This is a genomic window from Polyangiaceae bacterium (assembly GCA_015075635.1).
Taxonomy (GTDB): Bacteria; Myxococcota_A; Polyangia; order Polyangiales; family Polyangiaceae; genus JADJKB01.
The window spans coordinates 309,027-327,384 of the sequence record JABTUA010000003.1 but is presented as its reverse complement, the minus strand read 5'-3'; the positions used below and the strand labels follow the sequence as shown (position 1 = coordinate 327,384).

Annotated in this window: 19 protein-coding genes; 10 read left to right on the top strand and 9 right to left on the bottom strand. The window is 69.2% G+C overall.

Annotated elements, in window-relative coordinates; all coding sequences use genetic code 11:
- Positions 1-62: 62 nt before the first annotated feature.
- A complete protein-coding gene (locus HS104_32055) occupies positions 63-2,141 on the top strand; it encodes a glycoside hydrolase family 3 C-terminal domain-containing protein (protein MBE7484588.1) in 2,079 nt (692 codons plus the stop codon).
- 94 nt (positions 2,142-2,235) lie between these two features.
- On the opposite strand, the gene HS104_32050 is transcribed toward HS104_32055, so the two are convergent.
- The 4 genes from HS104_32050 to HS104_32035 all read right to left on the bottom strand — a co-directional run bounded on the left by HS104_32050 (position 2,236) and on the right by HS104_32035 (position 6,123).
- Complete coding sequence (locus HS104_32050; protein ID MBE7484587.1) at positions 2,236-3,153, bottom strand: neutral zinc metallopeptidase; 918 nt, start codon at positions 3,151-3,153, stop codon at positions 2,236-2,238.
- A 63-nt stretch (positions 3,154-3,216) separates the two neighbouring features.
- Positions 3,217-3,774 carry a hypothetical protein gene (locus HS104_32045; GenBank protein ID MBE7484586.1) on the bottom strand — a complete coding sequence of 186 codons (558 nt, stop codon included), beginning with the start codon at positions 3,772-3,774 and terminating at the stop codon, positions 3,217-3,219.
- Positions 3,775-3,790: 16 nt separating this feature from the next.
- On the bottom strand, positions 3,791-5,242 hold the full coding sequence (locus HS104_32040) for a hypothetical protein (GenBank protein ID MBE7484585.1): 1,452 nt from the start codon (positions 5,240-5,242) through the stop codon (positions 3,791-3,793).
- Entirely contained in the window at positions 5,239-6,123 is an 885-nt protein-coding gene (locus HS104_32035) for a hypothetical protein (protein ID MBE7484584.1), read from the bottom strand. Before HS104_32035 ends, HS104_32040 begins: the two co-directional genes overlap by 4 nt.
- On the opposite strand from HS104_32035, the gene HS104_32030 reads away from it, so the two are divergent.
- The 6 genes from HS104_32030 to HS104_32005 all read left to right on the top strand — a co-directional run bounded on the left by HS104_32030 (position 6,122) and on the right by HS104_32005 (position 11,391).
- Positions 6,122-7,366 carry a glutathionylspermidine synthase family protein gene (locus HS104_32030; protein MBE7484583.1) on the top strand — a complete coding sequence of 415 codons (1,245 nt, stop codon included), beginning with the start codon at positions 6,122-6,124 and terminating at the stop codon, positions 7,364-7,366. The genes HS104_32035 and HS104_32030 overlap by 2 nt on opposite strands.
- 285 nt (positions 7,367-7,651) lie before the next feature.
- Complete coding sequence (locus tag HS104_32025; protein ID MBE7484582.1) at positions 7,652-8,248, top strand: pyridoxamine 5'-phosphate oxidase family protein; 597 nt, start codon at positions 7,652-7,654, stop codon at positions 8,246-8,248.
- On the top strand, positions 8,245-9,417 hold the full coding sequence (locus HS104_32020) for an adenylate/guanylate cyclase domain-containing protein (protein ID MBE7484581.1): 1,173 nt from the start codon (positions 8,245-8,247) through the stop codon (positions 9,415-9,417). The genes HS104_32025 and HS104_32020 overlap by 4 nt, the downstream gene beginning before the upstream one ends.
- A complete protein-coding gene (locus HS104_32015) occupies positions 9,414-10,631 on the top strand; it encodes a hypothetical protein (protein ID MBE7484580.1) in 1,218 nt (405 codons plus the stop codon). The genes HS104_32020 and HS104_32015 overlap by 4 nt, the downstream gene beginning before the upstream one ends.
- 15 nt (positions 10,632-10,646) lie before the next feature.
- The gene (locus HS104_32010; GenBank protein MBE7484579.1) at positions 10,647-10,826 is read left to right on the top strand and encodes a hypothetical protein; all 180 of its coding nucleotides are present in this window, start codon (positions 10,647-10,649) and stop codon (positions 10,824-10,826) included.
- A 190-nt stretch (positions 10,827-11,016) separates the two neighbouring features.
- Entirely contained in the window at positions 11,017-11,391 is a 375-nt protein-coding gene (locus HS104_32005; GenBank protein ID MBE7484578.1) for a hypothetical protein, read from the top strand.
- A gap of 13 nt (positions 11,392-11,404) precedes the next feature.
- Here the strand turns inward: HS104_32005 and HS104_32000 are convergent, their stop codons facing one another.
- Positions 11,405-12,121: a hypothetical protein gene (locus tag HS104_32000; GenBank protein MBE7484577.1), complete on the bottom strand. Its 717-nt coding sequence runs from the start codon at positions 12,119-12,121 to the stop codon at positions 11,405-11,407.
- Positions 12,122-12,317: 196 nt separating this feature from the next.
- Between HS104_32000 and HS104_31995 the strand changes: the two genes are divergently transcribed.
- Together HS104_31995 and HS104_31990 are read left to right on the top strand one after the other, a co-directional pair.
- A complete protein-coding gene (locus HS104_31995) occupies positions 12,318-13,397 on the top strand; it encodes a hypothetical protein (GenBank protein MBE7484576.1) in 1,080 nt (359 codons plus the stop codon).
- Between the two features lie 30 nt (positions 13,398-13,427).
- On the top strand, positions 13,428-14,096 hold the full coding sequence (locus HS104_31990) for a hypothetical protein (protein MBE7484575.1): 669 nt from the start codon (positions 13,428-13,430) through the stop codon (positions 14,094-14,096).
- A gap of 60 nt (positions 14,097-14,156) precedes the next feature.
- On the opposite strand, the gene HS104_31985 is transcribed toward HS104_31990, so the two are convergent.
- Genes HS104_31985 through HS104_31970 form a run of 4 tightly spaced genes read right to left on the bottom strand, consistent with a single transcriptional unit; the run spans position 14,157 to position 17,423 of the window.
- Positions 14,157-14,690 carry a hypothetical protein gene (locus HS104_31985; GenBank protein ID MBE7484574.1) on the bottom strand — a complete coding sequence of 178 codons (534 nt, stop codon included), beginning with the start codon at positions 14,688-14,690 and terminating at the stop codon, positions 14,157-14,159.
- Positions 14,683-15,444 carry a hypothetical protein gene (locus HS104_31980; GenBank protein MBE7484573.1) on the bottom strand — a complete coding sequence of 254 codons (762 nt, stop codon included), beginning with the start codon at positions 15,442-15,444 and terminating at the stop codon, positions 14,683-14,685. Before HS104_31980 ends, HS104_31985 begins: the two co-directional genes overlap by 8 nt.
- Before the next feature lie 15 nt (positions 15,445-15,459).
- Positions 15,460-16,281 carry a hypothetical protein gene (locus tag HS104_31975; GenBank protein ID MBE7484572.1) on the bottom strand — a complete coding sequence of 274 codons (822 nt, stop codon included), beginning with the start codon at positions 16,279-16,281 and terminating at the stop codon, positions 15,460-15,462.
- Positions 16,278-17,423 carry an aromatic ring-hydroxylating dioxygenase subunit alpha gene (locus HS104_31970; GenBank protein MBE7484571.1) on the bottom strand — a complete coding sequence of 382 codons (1,146 nt, stop codon included), beginning with the start codon at positions 17,421-17,423 and terminating at the stop codon, positions 16,278-16,280. Before HS104_31970 ends, HS104_31975 begins: the two co-directional genes overlap by 4 nt.
- Positions 17,424-17,494: 71 nt before the next feature.
- Between HS104_31970 and HS104_31965 the strand changes: the two genes are divergently transcribed.
- The gene (locus HS104_31965; protein MBE7484570.1) at positions 17,495-18,352 is read left to right on the top strand and encodes a DUF350 domain-containing protein; all 858 of its coding nucleotides are present in this window, start codon (positions 17,495-17,497) and stop codon (positions 18,350-18,352) included.
- Positions 18,353-18,358: the final 6 nt, after the last annotated feature.

Sequence of the window (18,358 nt, the reverse complement as noted above, 5' to 3'; positions counted from 1 at the left end):
TCGGCCCGTACACCCCAATCGCGAGGACCTCAACGGCCGCCAACAGCGCTATGCTCCGACGCGTGGCGGGTCGACGCAAGCAGCGCGCGGCGACGCTGGCGACGCTCCTGGTCGCCAGCGGTTGCGGTGGTGACCCGGAGGTCCAGCAGCGGGGCGGCATCGAGGGTCGGGTCGAAGGTTGGCTCGACAGGATGTCGCTCGAGCAGAAGATCGCTCAGATGCACGGCTCGGGCATGGCGCCGGTGGACGGCCTCTACCTGACGCCCGAGGACGAAGCGCTCGGCATCCCGAGCTACAAGATGGTGGACGGCCCGCGGGGCGTACGCGCCGGCAAGGCCACCACCTTCCCCGTACCGATGGCGCGAGCCGCGACCTTCAACACCCAGCTCGAGCAGCGGGTCGGGGAGGCCATCGGGCTCGAGACCGCCGCCAAGGGCGGGAACGTGATCCTGGCTCCAGCGGTGAACAACGTCCGCCATCCGCGCTGGGGCCGCGCGCAGGAGACCTACGGCGAGGACGTGTGCTTGCTCGGCGCCATGGGCTCGGCCTTCGTCACGGGCGCGCAGGAGCACGTGCTGGCCAGCTTGAAGCACTACGCCGCCAACAGCATCGAAGATCGGCGCATGTCCGTCGACGTGAGCATCGACGAGCGCACGCTGCGCGAGATCTACACGCGGCATTTCGAGCAGGTGGTGCGCCACGCTCGCCCGGCGTCGGTGATGACCGCATACAACTCCGTCAACGGGCACTACTCGAGCGAGAACGCTCACTTGCTCCGGGATCTGCTCTACGGGGAGTGGGAGTTCGACGGCTTCGTCGAGTCCGACTGGCTCACCGGGACGCGCAGCACGGTGGAAGCCGCAAACGCGGGTCTGTGCATCGAGATGCCGATGGGCGCCTACTTCGACCAGAAGGACCTCGGCGCGGCCGTCGAGCAGGGCACGGTGAAGGAGAGCGTCATCGACGAGGCTGTGCGGCGCATTCTCCGCAAGAAGCTCGAGTTCTCGTTGGACGCGCCCGAACAGGTGCCCGCCGACGTGGTCGAGAGCCAGGAGCACACCGACCTCACCCTGGAGGTCGAGCGCGAGGCCATCGTGCTCCTGAAGAACGAAGGAGCCGCGCTTCCGCTCGATCGCGCCAAGCTCGCGACGCTGGCGCTGGTCGGCCAGCTCGCCGACACGAAGAACCTGGGAGACGCGGGCAGCAGCAACGCGGAGCCGAGCTGGGCCGTCACGCCGCGCGCGGGGCTCGTCGATCGAGCCGGCTCGGGCACCAAGCTCGACTACATCCCCGGTCCCACGTTGGCGCCGGCCGACCTCGCCACGCTGGCTGCCGCGGACGCGGCCGTCGTCGTGGTGGGGCTGACGGCGAAGGAGGAAGGCGAGAACTTCGAGGCGCTCGGTGGTGGCGATCGCGAGTCGCTGGACCTGCCCCAGGAGCAGCTCGCGCTGATCGCCGCGGTCGCCGCCCAGAATGCCCGGACCATCGTCGTGTTGGAAGGCAGCGGCCCGGTCATCGTGGCGCCCTGGCTCGATCAGGTGGAGGCGTTGCTCATGGTCTGGTACCCCGGGCAGGAGGGCGGCCACGCGATCGCGGACGTGCTGTTCGGCGACGTGAGCCCGTCGGGCAAGCTGCCGCTCACCTTCCCGGCATCCGAAGCGCAGCTGCCCGCGTTCGTGAACGACCAGGACGCCGTCACCTACGACTACTTCCATGGCTATCGCTACGTCGACGCCAAGGGACTGGACCCGAGCTTCCCCTTCGGGTTCGGTCTGAGCTACACGAGCTTCGTCTTCGGCGAGCTGGGGCTCGCGGAGACCACGCTGTCGGACGGCGCCACGGTGCACGCGAGCATCGACGTGACCAACACCGGCGAGGCAGCGGGCAAGACCGTGGTGCAGCTCTATGCCAGCTACCCGAGCTCGGCCGTGGAGCGGGCGCCGCGGGAGCTCAAGGCCTTCGCCAAGGTCGACCTTCAGCCGGGCGAGACCAAGAACGTGGCGCTCGAGTTTCCGGTGCGTGACCTCGCGTACTGGGACGTGGGCGTCGGGAGCTGGGTCGTCGAGCCGACCAGCGTGCAGCTCTGGGCCGGCGACTCGTCGCGCAACCTGCCCGCCTCGGCCGAGCTGAAGCTCGAGTAGCTCAGCCGGCCCTGCGCAGGCGGATCACCTCGGGCGTGCCCTTCGGCCCGCAGCTCGGGAGCGCCGGCGCGGGCGATGCGCAAGAAGACCCAGCTCACAGCTCCGCGTAGTTCTTGACCGCGAAGGTGTCGCACTGCCGGGCGTCGCCGCTGTCGAAGCCGCGCCGGAACCAGCGCTTTCGCTGGGCGGCGGAGCCATGGGTGTAGTTGCGCTCGTTGGCGTGGCCGAGCGTGTCGTCGCCAATGGCGTGCGCAGCGGTCATGGCCTCGGACAGGTCCTCGTCGGTGATCTCGAGCGACGCGCGCGCGGTGTGTCCCCACACGCCCGACAGGCAATCTGCCTGGAGCTCGACGCGTACCGACTGCTGGTTCTTGGTTTCACCGCCGACCTGCGTCTTGCTGGAGCCGATCAAGTTCTGGACGTGGTGACCGACCTCGTGCGCGATCACGTAGGCTTGCGCGAAGTCGCCGGGCGCGCGCAAGCGCTTCTCCATCACGTCGTAGAAGCTGGGGTCGATGTACAGCTTCCTGTCCGCAGGGCAGTAGAAGGGGCCGACGTCGGAGGTCGCGCCGCCGCAGCCGCCCGTGGTGACGGAATTGGCGAACACCACCAGCACCGGCGCCTGGTAGGGACCGGGCGCGGCGCCGTAGCTGGGCAGCGCGCCGCTCTTGAACACCGGCGTCCACACGTCCTCCGTGGAAGCCAGCACCACGCGCGAGAAGTCGCAGGCCTTGGCGTTCGTCGGCGAGGCCTCACATACGCTGCCAGCGCCCCGGCCCTTGCCCGACTGCTGCCCGCCTCCGGCCAGCGCTCCGAGCAGCTGCTGCTTCAACGCCGACGGCAGCACGAAGTAGCCGACGCCCAGCACCACGGCGACGATGAGCGCGCCTTTCCAGCCGAACAGCCTGACGACGGAAGCCAGGGCCTGAATCGGAACGCCACCACCGCCGCCGCCAGCTCCAGCGCCGCGATCTTCGAAGTTACTGGAACGGCGTCGACCCTCGGTGCGCATCCCCGCCGTGTTGCACGGCCCGCGCCGTGGGTCGAGGGCGCCGGTCGATTCCGTGGTTCTGACTCAAGCGATCTGCCGCAGATACTGGAACTTCGGCAGCGCCAGATCTTGCGGCGTGAGCGCGAAGGAGTCGTCGCCCGGGATCAGGTAGACGACGTCGGACTGCACGTCCGCGAAGTCGATGGCGGCGACCGCCTGCACGATGTAGCCGAACACGTCGCGGCGCCACAGGTTCTCCTGAGGGATGTTGCAGCGCTGGGCGATGGCCTGGTCCGTGGGCGAGCCGTGCACCATCAGGAAGGCCATGGTGAAGGTCAGGTAGCGCGGCGGTCCGTCGTACGAAGGCCCTTGGCGCGCGCCCTCCTCGGTCACCATGCCCTGCGTCCACATCTCGAAGTCGGCGACGGCCTTGTCGTGGTCCGGCCAGTAGTCCCAGCAGCCACGCTCGACCGAGCCGAAGTTCGCGCCGATGTGCTGCGCGGCTTGGAAGTAGAGCTGGCGCTTCTGGATCGGCGACTGGAACGACGGCTGCGAACGGATCAGCTGATGCAGCGCCTGCCGGAACGGGTCGTTCGGGTAGGTGCGCGCGGCGATCTCGATGGCGAAGACGGAGTTGGACACTTGCCTATCCCTCCACTCAGCCCGAGCCCGAGCCCGTGGATCGCCCGAACGAGCCGCTGCGCCCGCCGGTGCGGGGCCCAGTGCTGCGTCCGGTGCCGTAACGCGTGCCGAGCACGACCCCGGTGCCCGCCGCCACGGCGACGCCCACGGTGCCGACGGCGACCCTGGCGACCTTGCTCATCGAGCCCGTGCCGTCGGCGTTCGTGCTGGGCGCGGACGTGCTCGAACCGAAGGCCGTTGCGCGAGCGCTCGGCGACCAGCTCTTGTGCGACGACGAGCGGCGGTTCGAGGCGAGCTTCTTCGGCGGCGAGGCGGTGCCCGACTCCCAGCCGTAGTCGGACCAGAAGCCCTCCGAGGAGCCGGTGTCGCCGCCGTAGTAGTAGGGCGGCCAGTCCCCCGCCTGTTCGAGCTTCTGCCGCTCAGCGGCGGGGAGGCTCGGATTGCCCGCGGTGAAATCGGTCGCAGCGACCATCTTCACGTCGATGCCGGCCTTCTCGTAGGCCACGAAGTCTTCGTTCAGGTCGTCGAGCTCCTGCGCGTCGGCGCCGCCCGGCGCGACGTAGAGCAGGCGCTTGACCCCGAGCTTCTTGAAGCCGTCCGGCGGGGGCAGCTTGGCGACGTAACGGTTGTCGAACTGCCGCGTCTCGTCAGTGTACTGCGTCAGGCGCTTGCGATCGAGCACCAGGAGCGGCAGCGCGCTCAGCGTGCGACGCTGCTGCGCCTTGGCGAAGAGCGGCTGGTAATACGCCGCCGCCGCCAGGGTCAGGTGCGCCGGCACCACCCCGCGCGGGTGCGGCCAGTTGTCGAAGGTCGCCACCGGCTCGAAGCGCTCGGCCATCCCCGCCGCCATGGCCACCGCCTCCGGCCCCGGCAAATCGACCAGCACCGCGGTGTCCGGCGTCGCCTTCTCGAACAGCGCGGCCAGCGCCCGGCCCCGCTTGTAGGCGACATCCATCGCGGAGGTGAAGATCGGGCTCAGCACCGTCGAGAGCGGCGCGGTCGGCGACTCCCCCTCGATGGGGATCGTCGGCATCGCCGTCGGCGCCTCGAACAGCGTGGGCCAGTAGAAGGGGCGCAGCTCGCCCTTCACCGGCATGAGCTCGCTGCGCAGCCGCGCCAGTGCCGCGCGATCGAAGGGCGTCTTCTGTTCGCCGTCGAACACCAGCTTCTCGGTGACGGCGCCGAAGTTCCAGCCGTAGTCCCGCTGAGCCTTGAGCGAGGCCTGGTCGATGGTCTTGTACTCGACCTCGTCGTTGCTCGCGGCGGCGCCGCAGATGGCCAGCGCTCCGCCGATCACTGCGATGGCTCCCGTGACCGTGACGATCCCGACCATGCCGGCGAGGGCCGAGCGCCGCGGGATGGCGACCGCTGCCTGCTCGACCAGTCCTTCCTGCCACCACTTGGCGCCGACGATGCCGGGTTTCTCGACGCGATATGCCTCTTTGAATGACGGGTCGTTCGGGTTCACGCGTTACCTCGGGCAAGCTCGGGGTGGCGCTCTCGGAGCGCCTGCAGGAAGTCCGGCTGGAACACCCCGTCGACTCGGATCGAATAGCGGAAAAACGGCGCGCCTTCCACCCCGTGGTGGTCGCTGTCGTTGAACCAGTAGGCGCGAGCCTCGATGTGGAACTTTTCTGCGCGTTCTTCGTCCCAGAGAAACAGGCGCTTGTTCCCCGCCGGGCAGAAGGTGACGAAGTGATCGGCCTCCGGCTTCTGATTCGGGTCACCGTCTAGGTGAACCGTGCCGTAGTCGTGGGCGCGGAGACCCATGATGTTGCAGCGCCCGATCTGCTGGAAGGGCAACCGCTTCACGAACGCGACGGTCTCGGGAAAGAACGTGCGCGCCTCACGGGTGAAGGCCTTGCCCTCGGCGGAGCTCTTCTCGTCCCAGTAATGGTTCGGGATCATCTCGTAGTAGACCTTCCACGGAAAGTAGACGCCGTGGCGGTACTCGAGCCAGAGCTGCTGCCGGCGCGAGAGCGTGCGCGGGCGCTCCTCGCCGAAGTCCGAGATGTCTTCGTCGCGGGCGGCGATGGGGTCGTCGGCCAGCGACGCGAACACGGCGCGCTGCTCGCCCGTCAGCCCGCGGAGGACGTCGCCGTAGTCCACCAACGCTTCGGTCTCGAGCGACGGCGGCATGATGCCCATGGAGCGGTGACTGCCGCCGGTGTACGCGACCGGCACCTGCGCGAGCCCCAGGCACACCTCCTCGTGGATGGCGTCGAGCCCGGACAGGTCCAGGTGCGGCTCGAGGTCGATGAAGGGTCTGCCCCAGATGCCGTGGATCACCGTGGAGACCGACGGTAGAGCATTTGTCCGGGTCTGCGCTAGGCTCGACAGCCGCCGCATGAGCGATCCGAGCTACGACGACTTCGCCGCGAGAGTGGTCGAGTCGGGCATCGTCACCGACCCCTGGATCCGCGGCAAGCCGCGGCTCGCCGAGAAGCCGCTGATCCTCACGGCGCGCGAGCAGACCGCCTTGTACCGCGCCACGGAGCAGGTCGCCGGCGTCTACAACGACGTCTGCCGTATGTGCGCGGACGACCCCGAGCTGCTCGACTCGTTCTTTCGGCTCACCCCGTTCCAGAAGGCCATGTGGGAGTCGTCGCGCCCGATGTGGCACGGCATCGCTCGCGCGGACGTGTTCGAGACCGACGAGGGCCTGGCGTTCGCCGAGCTGAACAGCGACACGCCGACAGGCGAAGCCGAAGCCGTCGTGCTGAACCAGGCTGCACACCCGGACCACCCGGACACGCTGGACCCGAACGCGGCGCTGGGCGCAACCTACTGCGAGATGGTCGAGGGACTCGCCCGCTTCACCCTGGGCGAAGGCCATCCCCGCGTCGCCGGCATCGTCTACCCGACGGAGCTGACGGAGGACCTGGGCGTGATTCGCCTGTTCAAGCGCTGGTTCGAGGAGCGCGGCTGGGACGTGGTGCTCGGCTCTCCCTACAACCTGACGCTGGACGCCGAAGGCCGTGCCTGCCTGTTCGACGTGCCCTTCAGCGTGATGCTCCGCCACTACAAGACCGACTGGTGGGGCGAGCGTGTGAGCGCCTGGGACGACGAGAGCCTGCCGGACACGGAGCCACTGCGTGAGCCCCTGGGCGTCGCCCTGGCCGCGGCGCTCGGCGGCAAGCTCTGCATCGTGAACCCGTTCGGTGCCGTCCTGCCGCAGAACAAACGCACCATGGCCCTGATGTGGGAGCACATCCACCGCTTCGGCCCCGCCGCTCAAGAGGTCATCCGCCGTTTCATCCCCGCCACGTTCCGCCTGGAGACGCTGGAGCCGAAGGTCGTGGCGGCCGAGAAGGACGACTGGGTGCTGAAGAGCGACTATGGTGCCGAAGGCGAAGAGGTGATCATCGGCAAGCAGGCGACGCCGGAGATCTGGCAAAAGAGCCTGGAGCACGCCCGTTCGGGGCACTGGGTCGCGCAGCGCTACTTCGAGGCACGGGCGAACGCGGACGGCGAGGTCGTGAACTATGGCGTCTACCTGGTGGCGGGGAACGCCGCCGGGCTCTACTCGCGCAAGCACAAGGGCGCCACGACGGACGAGGCGCTGAGCGTAGCGACGCTGGTGCAGCCCTGAGGGGGTGTCCCTGATTCGCGCTCCGCTGGCGGCAGCAAACGCCACGCGGCCCTTCCGTTCGGTCGAAACGGCCGGCGCCGGCCCACCCCGTCGGGTATCGCGAAGCGCGTCCGGCCGGTTTTCGAGCCCACGCCTCCTTGGCGGATCGAGATCTGATCATGACCAGACTGTTCAAGTGATTCCGGGGCTCGGCTGACCGCCGAGCGGCGCGAATCGAGCCGCTCGGTCGCACACCGAACTAGGGACACCCCCTGGCCACCCGCGCGCGTATGATGGGCGCGTCGGATGTCCAGCTACCACTCGGGGAGTCGCGGGCTCCAGGATCGTTTCGACACGCGGCGCATCGCCGATCGTCTGGAGCAGATCACCTACAAGAGCGCGCTCGGCGACGGTGACGCGGCGCTGGTGAGCGCCGCCGACATGTTCTTCCTGGCTACCGCGGACGCCAGCGGCTTCCCGGACTGCTCCTACAAGGGCGGCGCCCCTGGGTTCGTACGGGTGCTCTCGCCGACGGAGCTCGCGTGGCCCGACTACGACGGCAACGGCCAGTTCCGATCGCTGGGCAACGTCGAGGTCAGGAGCGATGTGGCGCTCCTGTTCATCGACTGGGCGCGCCCGGCGCGCCTGCGCATCCACGGCACGGCGCACCTCTCGTTCGACGATCCGCTGCTCGAGGGCATGCCGGGCGCCCAGCTCGTGGTGCGCGTGGACGTCGTGCGCGTGTTCCCGAACTGCCCGCGCTACGTGCACCAGATGCAGAAGGTGGCGGCCTCGCCCCATGTCCCACGGGCCGGTGAGCCCGCGCCTCGCCCCGGATGGAAGGACGACCCGCGCTTCGCCGACGCGCTGCCGGCGAAGGACCGCGAGCCGAGCGATCGATGAGCGAGGACGTCTCCGGGTGGCTGCTACAGACCTCGGCAGGCCGGCTCGAGCCCGAGGCGTTCGTATCCGAGCTCGGCACGCGCCTGAACCTCGCGGGCTTCTCCATCTGCAGGATCAGCGCCTGGATCCCCACACTGCACCCGGAGCTCTGGGGCAACCAGCTCTTCTGGGACAAGAGGGGCCCGTGTCGGGTCGTGCGCCGCGACCACGACGTGTCCTCGACGCCCGACTACATCGGGACGCCTGCCGAGGTGATCCACCGCGATCGCGTGGGCTCGCTGCGCTGCCGCCTGGACGGTCCGCGCGATCAGATCCCGTTCGAGCTGCTGAGAGAGCTGGCCGACTCGGGCGCCAGCGACTACTTCATCCTGTCGCTCGACCCCGGCGGGGATCGCCCCCCGTGGATCGCCTTCACCACCGACCGGAGCGGGGGCTTCGAGCCGGAGCAGGTGGAGCGCTTGCAGGCGCTCGGCCCCTTGCTCTCGCTGCACTTCCAGCTCGCTCGGGCGAGCTTCGGGACCCGCTCGCTGCTGGAGGTCTACCTGGGCGCGAACGCTGCGGGGCGGGTCCTGGCGGGCGAATTCCGGCGAGGCACGGGGGTCGAGCGCCGCGCGGCGATGTGGTTCTGCGACCTGCGTGGCTTCACGGAGCTGAGCGACCGCCTGCCCCCGAGGGAGGTCGTGAGCGTGCTCGACGCGTACTTCGAGCTCGTCACGTCGCCCATCGAGCACCACGGCGGTGAGATCCTGAAGTTCATCGGGGACGCCGTGCTGGCCGTCTTCCCGGCGGGGAACGACGACCGCGAGCCCTGTCGCCGCGCCCTCAGCGCCGCGGAGGAGGCGCTCGACGCGGTGCACGGCTGGTCGCACGCGGACAGCGCCCGACCAGAGCTCGCGATCGGCGTTGGCTTGCACCTCGGAGTGGTCATGTACGGGAACGTCGGCGGGCACCGGCGCCTGGACTTCACCGTGATTGGCGGGTCCGTCAACGAGCTCTGTCGCGTCGAAGCGCTGTGCAAGCCCCTGGGCTGTCCGCTGCTGATGACGGACGCTTTCGCAGCCGGGCTCGCCAGCGACGAGCTGGTCTCGCTCGGCAAGCACCTGCTGCGCGGCGTGAGCGAGCCGCGCGAGGTGCTCACGACTCGCGCCCACAGCCCGGAGCGCGCATGACGCGAAGGGCAATCGCCCTCGCCCTGCTCGCCCTCGGCTGCGGCTCGCGCTCGGGCCTCGCGGAGACCTTCGCCGACTTGCCAACCGGTGCCGGGGGCGCGCCCACGTCCCCGTGCGCGACCCTCTCGCCGCACGGGCCGGTCATCACCCCGGAGGGCGTGCCGAGCCCGGCCCTCGACGACGCCCTGCGGGTCACGGCCATCAGCGACGACGGGCGCCGCGTCGCAGCCGTCTTCGCGCGCAAGAGCCCGGACGGCGTGCTGGCTCTGGAGCACGCCGCGCTCGCGCCCTGGGACGACTGGCCGGAGATTGGCACGCTGGGACCGATCTACGTCTCGGGCATCCAGACGCAGTCGAGCCACGCCATCGGGCAGAGTGAGGGCCAGCGCTGGGCAGCGGCGGTGCGAGCGGACGCCGGCGTGCTCCTCTACCGCGGCATCGACGCCGAGGCCGGCGGCGGCAGCGAGCCGCCGATCGCCGTCCCGGGTATCGACCCGATGTTCGTGTCCGCCGACCAGACCGCGAACGAGCGCCACCTGGTCGGCAGCTTCGATCTCGACGCCCCGGCCCAGGTGCTGCGCGCCACCTTCGTGGGTCCGAGCGGCAGCGCCAAAGGCCTCACCGATCTCGGCTGCGCCACCGGACAGCCGCCCAGGGCGGCGGCGATCGGGTTCGGCGATCACTGGCTGGTCGCGGCCTCCCGCTCGACGCTGAAGAGCTGCCTCGGCGCGCCGACCGAGGTCGCCATCTCGAGAGTGCGCGAGACGGGCTCGCCGGTCTCGCTGGGGAAGCTCACCTCGGAGGACGCCATCGTGGACGTGCAAGTCGCGGCGCACCCGGACGGCGCGTTCGTGGTCTACAGCACGGCAGGAGCCGACGGCGGACGCATCGTCGCCGCGCGAGTCGCGGACACGGGCGGCGTGGTGGCGGGCCCCACCGCGATCTCGCCGCCGAACCTCGCCATCACCTCCTTCGCGTTGGGCTCCGTCGGCGATCAGCTCGCGATCGCGTGGCGCAAGGACTTCGACCTCGCGGTGTCGGTCTTCGACGCGTCGTTCGGGCTCCGGGCCGAGACCGTGGTCGTCTCCGAGCCTTCGTTCGGGCCTTCGGCGCTCTTCGGCTCACCGGCTGGCGAGGGGTTGGTCGTGGCCTGGACCGCCACGCCACCCGGCGACTTCCGTGTGCGTCTCGCACGGCTGGACTGCGCGCCGTGATCTGGATCCCACGAGGTGGCGGACGGCTGGGACTGCCCCAACCCGCGCCCCGGGCCCGTGTGTCGCACGGGGGTCTCCTACGAGTACCGGCTGGTGCAGGCAGCCTGCCCCGCGCACTGCGACGCCGGCGTTCTCGGGCAGCCCGACGAGCAGGTGCCACCGGGACCGCTGCAAATCAGCTGCAAGTGCCCTTGAGCGTCTACGGACCCTTCCCGGGCTGCTGAGCAGGTACTCTCGCTCCGTGGCGCGTGCGTTTCTGCGGGTGGCCGTTCTTTCGATGCTCGCGGTGGCGTGTGGTCGCACGCCTGCGCCGTCCGGAAGCCCCGGCAGCTCGAGCCCGACGCCCCCGGCGTCGATCGCGAGCGCCGAGCAGAGGAGGCCAGTCGTGGACGAAGAGGGAATCGAAGGCTGGGTGCTCGCCCGCCTGCGTGCGCCGAAGCGCGAGCTCCTGTCGCTCGACCACGGCGTGGACGCCGAGATCCGGACGCGACACGAGGTCCGAGCGGCGCGTGACCTGCGCGTCGAGGGCCCGGCGCTCTGGCTCCACGTGTTCCGCTTCGACGGGCACGCCAAGGCGAAGGCCGAGGAGAAGGCGCTGACCGAGGCGCTCGTCTCCATGAGACCCGAGCTCAACTACCCGCAGAGCACGGTAACGGGCGCTTACCTCCTGGTGGTGGGGTTCCCCAGCGAGAAGCCCGCCTCGCCGGAGATGCGCGCGGCGCAGACGGCGTACCTGTCCGCTATTGCCGGAGAGGAGTGAAGGAGGCCTTCTCCTACCTCCGTCGTCCTCGCCCTCTTCGCCCTCGCGGTCTGGGGTGAGGCACCGTCTCCAAGAGCGGCGTCTCTCGGAACAGATCGAGGTCGAGCTTCTTGGCCTCGGCCTTGCGTTTGAAGGTGATGGCCGAGCACTCCCGGAGCAGCTTCCGGAGCGACGTCTTCTTCGGCAGCGTGCTCTTCACCCGGTGCCCGAGCAGCTTCATCACCGCGATGGTCACCGGCAGGACGTGCTCCGACGCGTCCTCGTAGCCAGTCATCAATTCCTTGTCGAAGGTGTCTTCGTCCCAGTGAGCGAGGGCGGTGCCCTCGTCACCGTCGGTCTCGACCAGCATGCTCTCGAGCGCCGGGACGGCCTTGGTGGACCTGGGCTTGAACTTGCCGGTCTCCTCGTCGAAGAGCGTCATCCACTTGGCCCAGCCGAAGCCGAGGGTGTGGCCGATCTCGTGGACGACGGTCCCGGCGATCTCGAGGTCATCGTACCGGGCCAGGTACTTCGCGTTGAAGTCCACCCGACCGTAGACGACGCCGGCGCGCCGGTGCGGCTCGTAGGCCATCGCGATCGTGTCGGAGTCCTCGTCGAAGACTCCCAAACGAATGACGACCGAGCTCTTGGGGCTGACGAAGCGGTTCCAGAAGTTGCAGGCCGTCCGGGCTGCCTTCTTCACCTTGCCCTTCTCGTCGCTGACGATCTTGTACGTGATCAACTGGCTCATGCCCGCGTCCCTCGGCTCGGTCTTCTAGCCCGTCGACCCGTATCATGACCAGCGGCGCGCCGCGGGGGGTAGGTCCAAGGGACGCCGCGCGAAGACGTGACCGGCGTGAAGGACATGTCGCTTCAGGTGCGCAAGGGCACGTTCTTCTAGCTCGAGCGCTCATTGCGAGTGATACTCTCGTGAGGAGGAGTCTCGGATGGCGCGATCGGGGATCGAATCGGGGATACTGCTGCTCGCCCTCACGCTGGTCGGCACCGGCTGCGGTGGGGACGACGAGTCGAAGGCCGGCAGCGGCGGCACGTCCTCCGGCGGCGGGGCGGGGACGTCGTCGGGTGGGGCTTCTTCCGGTGGAGTGTCGTCGGGCGGCGCGTCGTCGGGCGGCACGTCGTCGGGCGGCACGTCGTCGGGCGGCGCCGGCGCGACGGTTGGAATCGCCCAGAAGTATCCGGGCGACCAGGGCATCGACAAGGATCCCGACGTCATCTTCGCCGACGACTTCGAGAGCTACGCGGACGCCTCCAAGCTCTGGGATCGCTGGGACAACACCTTCCAGGCGGCGCAGACGCGCATGGCGACCGAGACCGGGAACGTGCTCGCGGGCAAGCAGTCCCTGGAGTTCACGATCCCGAAGGGAACCCAGGAGCTGAGCAACGCGGTCCAGAAGGTGCTCACCACCGAGCTCGATGCGATGTACCTGCGCTGGTACTCCAAGTTCGGTCCGAACAACGACATCGTGGGCTCGAGCCACAACGGCGGCGGCATGTCGGCCCACTACTACAACGGCAACCAGGCCACGCCGGGCGTGCCCGCCGACGGCAAGAACAAGTTCCTGGTCGAGTTCGAGCACTGGCGCGGGGAAGCCTCGACGAAGACCCCGGGGCAGATGAACGTGTACGTCTACCACCCGGAGCAGCGCGACAACTACGGCGACCACTTCTTCCCGTCGGGTTTGGTCATGCCGAACACCAGCCTCCCCTTCGACTTCGGGGCCGACTTCGTCCCGCAGCCCGAGGTCACGCCGGAGCTCGACAAGTGGTACTGCTACGAGCTCATGGTGAAGGCGAACACGCCGGGACAGCGCGACGGCCGCATCACGCTCTGGCTGGACGGCAAGCAGATCGCAAATTTCGGCAACCTGCGTTTTCGCGACATCGACAGCCTGAAGCTCGATCGCTTCAACCTGTCGTTCCACGCCCACGCCAGCCCCAACGAGACCAAGAAGTACTACGACAACGTCGTGGCCGCGAAGTCGTACATCGGCCCGATGGCGCCGTGATCTCGGTGCTTCCTTTGGTAGGCTGACGGCATGCGAGACTCCAAGGAGGCACTGCGGCATCGCGTCGACTACTTGGAGGGCGAGCTGGCCGAGAAGGAGACGGAGCTCGCCCGGCTGCGCGCCGAGTCCGAGAACGCTCCGAACGCGAAGAAGAAGCGGCAGAAGAAGGAGCGTGCTGCCTCGGGTCGGTCGAAGCCGGCGTCCGAACCACCCGCACCGCCGGAGCTTCGCTTCGGCAAGCTCCAGCCCAACGGATCCGTGCGCTACGTCGTGCGGCCCATCGAGCTCCTCTGGGTCGGCATCATGGCCGCGATCTCGGCCGCCCTGGTCGCGGTCGTCGGAAGCGAGATGGTCGGCGAAGGAAAGGGCTTCCCCTGGGCGATGCTGGTGATCTTCGGCGTATTGCCGCTGGCGCCCACCTTCCGAGCGGGTTTCGACGTCGACGTCGAGCAGAAGACGATTCGCGTCTGGCAAGCTTGGGGTCCGATCACGTACGCGAGCTTCACTCTGAATCGCCTGAGGCTGCCCGAAGTCCACTCGAGCGTGGAGTCCCACACGAACAGCGACGGGACCGAGTCCCGCGGACGCGTGACGCGCCTGTACTGGACCAACGAGAACATCCGTTCGACGCTCGACGGGGCCAAGCTGTCCGAGCTGATGCACGAGGTGCGAGCGCTCGCTGCCAGCGCCGAGCGATAGGGCTCCGGAGCGCACGCCGAGCTGGCCGCGGACGGGTGTCGAGCTTCGTCGAGCACAGAGCTACGGCAGCGCGCGCAGGCGTGGGCGAGCGCGTCCCGGGCTGCCGGGTGCCGCGACCGAACAGCCGGAGTGGTCGAGACCTTGCGCGCGCAAGTCGGCGACCTCGGCGCGCGAATCGCCCTCGACGCCGAGATCGATGACGACGTTACTGGAGGAGCCTGGGTCGCCCGCCACCCGGTACCAGTCGTAGTCCGCGCGCAGGTCGAAGACCTCGGACACTCCGAGCGCGGCCGAGGTGACGCGCAGCGTCCCCGCTCCTGACGCGAGCACCTCGAGCTCGCGCGCCCCGGAGCCGCTGGTGGAGACCAGTGTGATCGTGACGCTGCCGCCGCCGGGGCCGAGCCGAAAGCCGACGCTGTCGGCGGTGATACCCGTCGTCCGCTCGGCGCTGCCGCTGGTGGTGCAGTCCTCGGGCAGGCTGCAAACGCGATCCAGGAGGCGCGGGTCACCCGGAGCGGGATCGGTGAAGTCGAAGCAGGCGCTGCACCCGAGCAGCGCCAGCACGACGATGCCTCGACGCCGTCGCTCAGCCACCGAGCACCGCCGTGAGCTCGATGTGGAAGGCCCCGTAGTCGTAGTCGCGCCCGACCGCGCCCGGCGGCTCCGCCGGCGCCAGCGTGTACGCGAGCGTGGCGCCGAGATACCAGACGGGGCGGCCGACGTTGACGCGAAAGTAGGCGCCGAGCATGCCGCCGTATTCGAGCACCGTCTGGCTCTCTCCCGCGCCGTGGACCGAAAGAGTCCCCTGGAGCACGCCGACCTGCGGACCGAAGAGCAGGAGCGACCCGGCGCTGGGCTGGAGAACGAGCGAGAGCTCGCCGCCCGTGCGCGCCACCGTCTGGGTCAGGGTCGGCGCGTCCGACGAGGGAGCGGTGCCCCCGGTGCCCACGCCCGCGTAGGCACCAATCGCGACGCGCCCCGCCACGACCGCGGAGGCTGCGAGCGTCAGCTCCGCCCGAGTGTCGAGATCGTAGCCGTCCTTGGCCAGGAGCTCGGCGTGCTCACTTGGCTGGAGAGACCCGACACCGGCGCCTGCCCTGAGCAGGAACCCGTGTGCGACCGCTTCCTCCCGAGAGCGCCGTGGCTCGGGTGAGGCTCGGTCCTTGGGCTCGTCGTCGTACCACCCGGGCGGCGGTTGCGCGGCGGAGGTCGCCAGCTGGAGCAGAAGGACGGACGCCAGTACTCCGCCAGGGAAAGCAAAGCGCGTGCCTCGAGCCAAGTCACCGTACGGTGCCGCGGCGCAGTGGATGGCGCTGATCTCCCGGTCACACTGTGACTGGAGCGCCACGCCGGCCGCCGGCGTCTACCCGAGCCGCGCCTCGCGGCTCACCTGCTTCACGAACGCAGGGTCGAGCTTGCCGTCCACGCGGATGGAGTATCGGAACCACGGATCCGCCTCGACACCGTGGTAGTCCATGTCGTTGAACCAGTAGACGCGCGAGCCCACGAAGTGTTGGGACTCCCCTTCGGGGTCGATCAGGAAGAAGCGCTTGTCGCCGCGGGGGCAGATGTTCACGCACTGCGCGACGGCGACGCTCTGCCCGGGCTCGCTGTCGCGGTGCACGGTGGCGTGGTCGTTGGGCAAGAGGCCGAAGATCAGGCAGCGCCCGATCTCGGTGAACGGCAGCGACTTCACGAAGGCCACCGTCTTGGGGAAGAAGCGCAGGGCCTGTGGATCCCACTCTTTGCCGCGCCCGCTCTGGTTGTCTTCCCAGCGGAAGTTCTCGAGCAGGTGGTAGACGACCTTCCAGGGGAAGTAGACGCCAAACTTGTACTCCAGCCAGCGCACCTGCTTTTGGGACAGCGGGTGCTCCGTCTCGTCCCCGAAGCGATACTCCATCAGCCGCTCCGGCTCGAAGACGCCGGGGTCGTCGGCGAGAGAGACGAGCTTCTCCCGCTCCTCGCGGGTCATGCGCTCGATGACCCAGCCCAGATCTTCGTACGGGTCGTCGAGCACCCAGGGGGCGGCGACGCCCATCCACTTCAGGCTGCCGCCGGTGTAGCCGACCTCGACCTCGGCCAGGCCCGCGCAGATCTCGTCGTCGAGCTCGCCGAGCAGCTCGAGATCCACGTGCGGCTCGAGGTCGAGGTACGGCTTGCCCAGGATGCCCCAGAGCTGGCTCATCTCTCCATCTGCTCCAAGTAGAAGCGGGCGATGCGCCCGTCGAAGGCGTGGGTGCCGTCCTCACTGGTCGCGTAGCGACCCCGGCCGTAGCCCCGGGACGCGACGCCGATCTGCTGGCTCTCGCAGATCTCTCGGTCCTCACGGTTGGTGACGTCCCAGAACTCGTAGACGTCGCTGGGCTCGAAGCCTTCGACGACCGCGGCGGGGTGAAACAGGATGTCGGCGGTCACGCGGCTCCGTGCGGGTCCTAGCGGCCAGACGCGATAGCTCAAGAGGTAGTCGGGCTGCGCGCTCAACAAGAGGTTCGGCCAGCAGAAATAGTCGTAGACGCGGCGCCGATCGAGCTCGCTCGTACCGCCGAGCAGCGGGCGGCCGTGCCGTTGCCCGTCCAGCGACACGGTCTCGGCCTCGTCCACGAGCTCCATCGTGCCGCCGAGCCAGGCGCCGTCGGCGATGAAGCTCGACGAGCGCTCGAAGGGCGTCCAGCGCTCGAGCGCGCGGTGCACGGTCCGGAAGTGGTGCGACTCCTGGAAGTTCTCGATCAAGAGCTTCCAGTTCGCGGCGACCTCGTGCTCCACGCGCCGGCCCAGGCGGAGCTGGCCCAGGTGCAGGCGCTCGAGGTGGGCCGGGACCGGCGCGAGCGCGTCGGCGAGCGGAGCCGCCTCGGCGTCCAGGTTGACGAACACGAAACCCTTCCACTCCGCCACGCGCACGGGCGAGAGACCGTGATCCGACAGCCGAAAGTGGCTCAGCCCGTCGGTGCCCGGCGCGGCGGACAGGCGCCCGCTCTGCTCGTAGCGCCAGGCGTGATACGGACACACGAACGCCTCGGCGCGCCCGGCTCGCTCTCGACACAGGAGCGCTCCGCGATGGCGACACACGTTGAAGTGCGCGTAGAGGCGGAGGTCGGCGCCTCTCACGACGAGCACGCCCTCGGCCGTGACGGGCGCGAGCACGAAGGAGCCGGGTGCCTCCACCTCCTCACTGCGACCCACGGCGAGCCAGGTCCGCTCGAAGAGTCGAGCTCGCTCCAGCTCGAAGATCCGAGGGTCCGTGTAGGCCGCCTTTGGCAAGGGCTCGGCCTGCGCCAGGGGCGCGAGCACCGAGCCGAGCTCGGCGGCCGAAAACGGCGGGCGGTCCACGACGCCGGCCAGCATCGACCGCGGGCCCGACGGGAGTCAAGGACGGGACCCATGGTAAGCTCGCCGTCGCAATGCAACCCGACAGTCCTCTGTACCGCCTCGCCTTCGCGCTCGGTGCGACGCTCGTGCTGCTCTTGTTGTTCCAGCTCGGGCTCCGCCTGCTGTCCCCGAAACAGACGGTGAAAGCGGACCTGGAGCAGGGCAACGCTGCCCGCGCGATGCTCCACGGCGGCGACGTCTTCGGCATCTTCCTGATCGCCGCGAACATCGCCACCGGCAGCATGGAGGAGAAGAGCTGGAAGGCCGACGTCATCTGGGTGTCCGCGTTCGGCGTCGCGGCGCTCCTGCTGTTCTTCGTGACCTCGCGCATGGGCGTGCGCGCGCTGCTGAAGTCTCGGATGAACGCCGAGATCGAGGCCGGCAACATCGCGGCGGGCATCGCCGGCGGCGCCCACTCGCTAGCCACCGGCATCATCGTGGCGCGCGCCGTCGCCGGCAGCGATCTGAAGACTCTGGGACTGTCGCTGGTGTTCTTCGCGCTGGCGCAGGTCACGCTGCACGTGCTGGTGCTCTTGTTCCGGCTGCTCACCAAATACGACGACGCGGCGGAGATCCAGAGCGGGAACGTGGCCGCAGCGCTCAGCTACGCCGGCCTGACCGTCGGCGTGGCGATCATCGTCGGCCAGGCCGTGGAGGGCACGTTCACGGGCTGGGGCGACTCGCTCTTGGCCTACGGCAAGGCGCTGTCGTGGGGCGCGGGCCTGTACGTCGTGCGGCAGCTCGTGGTGCAGACCATCTTGCTCGGCTCGTTCTCGCTGCGCGGCGGCACGCTGGACACCGAGATCGCCCGCGACAAGAACGTGGGAATGGGCGCCATCGAGGCCATGGCCTACGTGGCCACGGCGCTGATGATCTTGCGCATCGGCTGAGGCCCG

What these genes read in the sequence shown, in the direction of transcription:
- HS104_32050 (MBE7484587.1), bottom strand. Translation starts at nt 3,153, where the DNA reads ATGCGCACCGAGGGTCGACGCCGTTCCAGTAACTTCGAAGATCGCGGC.
- HS104_32030 (MBE7484583.1), top strand. Translation starts at nt 6,122, where the DNA reads ATGAGCGATCCGAGCTACGACGACTTCGCCGCGAGAGTGGTCGAGTCG.
- HS104_32035 (MBE7484584.1), bottom strand. Translation starts at nt 6,123, where the DNA reads ATGCGGCGGCTGTCGAGCCTAGCGCAGACCCGGACAAATGCTCTACCG.
- HS104_32025 (MBE7484582.1), top strand. Translation starts at nt 7,652, where the DNA reads ATGTCCAGCTACCACTCGGGGAGTCGCGGGCTCCAGGATCGTTTCGAC.
- HS104_32020 (MBE7484581.1), top strand. Translation starts at nt 8,245, where the DNA reads ATGAGCGAGGACGTCTCCGGGTGGCTGCTACAGACCTCGGCAGGCCGG.
- HS104_32015 (MBE7484580.1), top strand. Translation starts at nt 9,414, where the DNA reads ATGACGCGAAGGGCAATCGCCCTCGCCCTGCTCGCCCTCGGCTGCGGC.
- HS104_32000 (MBE7484577.1), bottom strand. Translation starts at nt 12,121, where the DNA reads ATGAGCCAGTTGATCACGTACAAGATCGTCAGCGACGAGAAGGGCAAG.
- HS104_31995 (MBE7484576.1), top strand. Translation starts at nt 12,318, where the DNA reads ATGGCGCGATCGGGGATCGAATCGGGGATACTGCTGCTCGCCCTCACG.
- HS104_31990 (MBE7484575.1), top strand. Translation starts at nt 13,428, where the DNA reads ATGCGAGACTCCAAGGAGGCACTGCGGCATCGCGTCGACTACTTGGAG.
- HS104_31975 (MBE7484572.1), bottom strand. Translation starts at nt 16,281, where the DNA reads ATGAGCCAGCTCTGGGGCATCCTGGGCAAGCCGTACCTCGACCTCGAG.
- HS104_31965 (MBE7484570.1), top strand. Translation starts at nt 17,495, where the DNA reads ATGCAACCCGACAGTCCTCTGTACCGCCTCGCCTTCGCGCTCGGTGCG.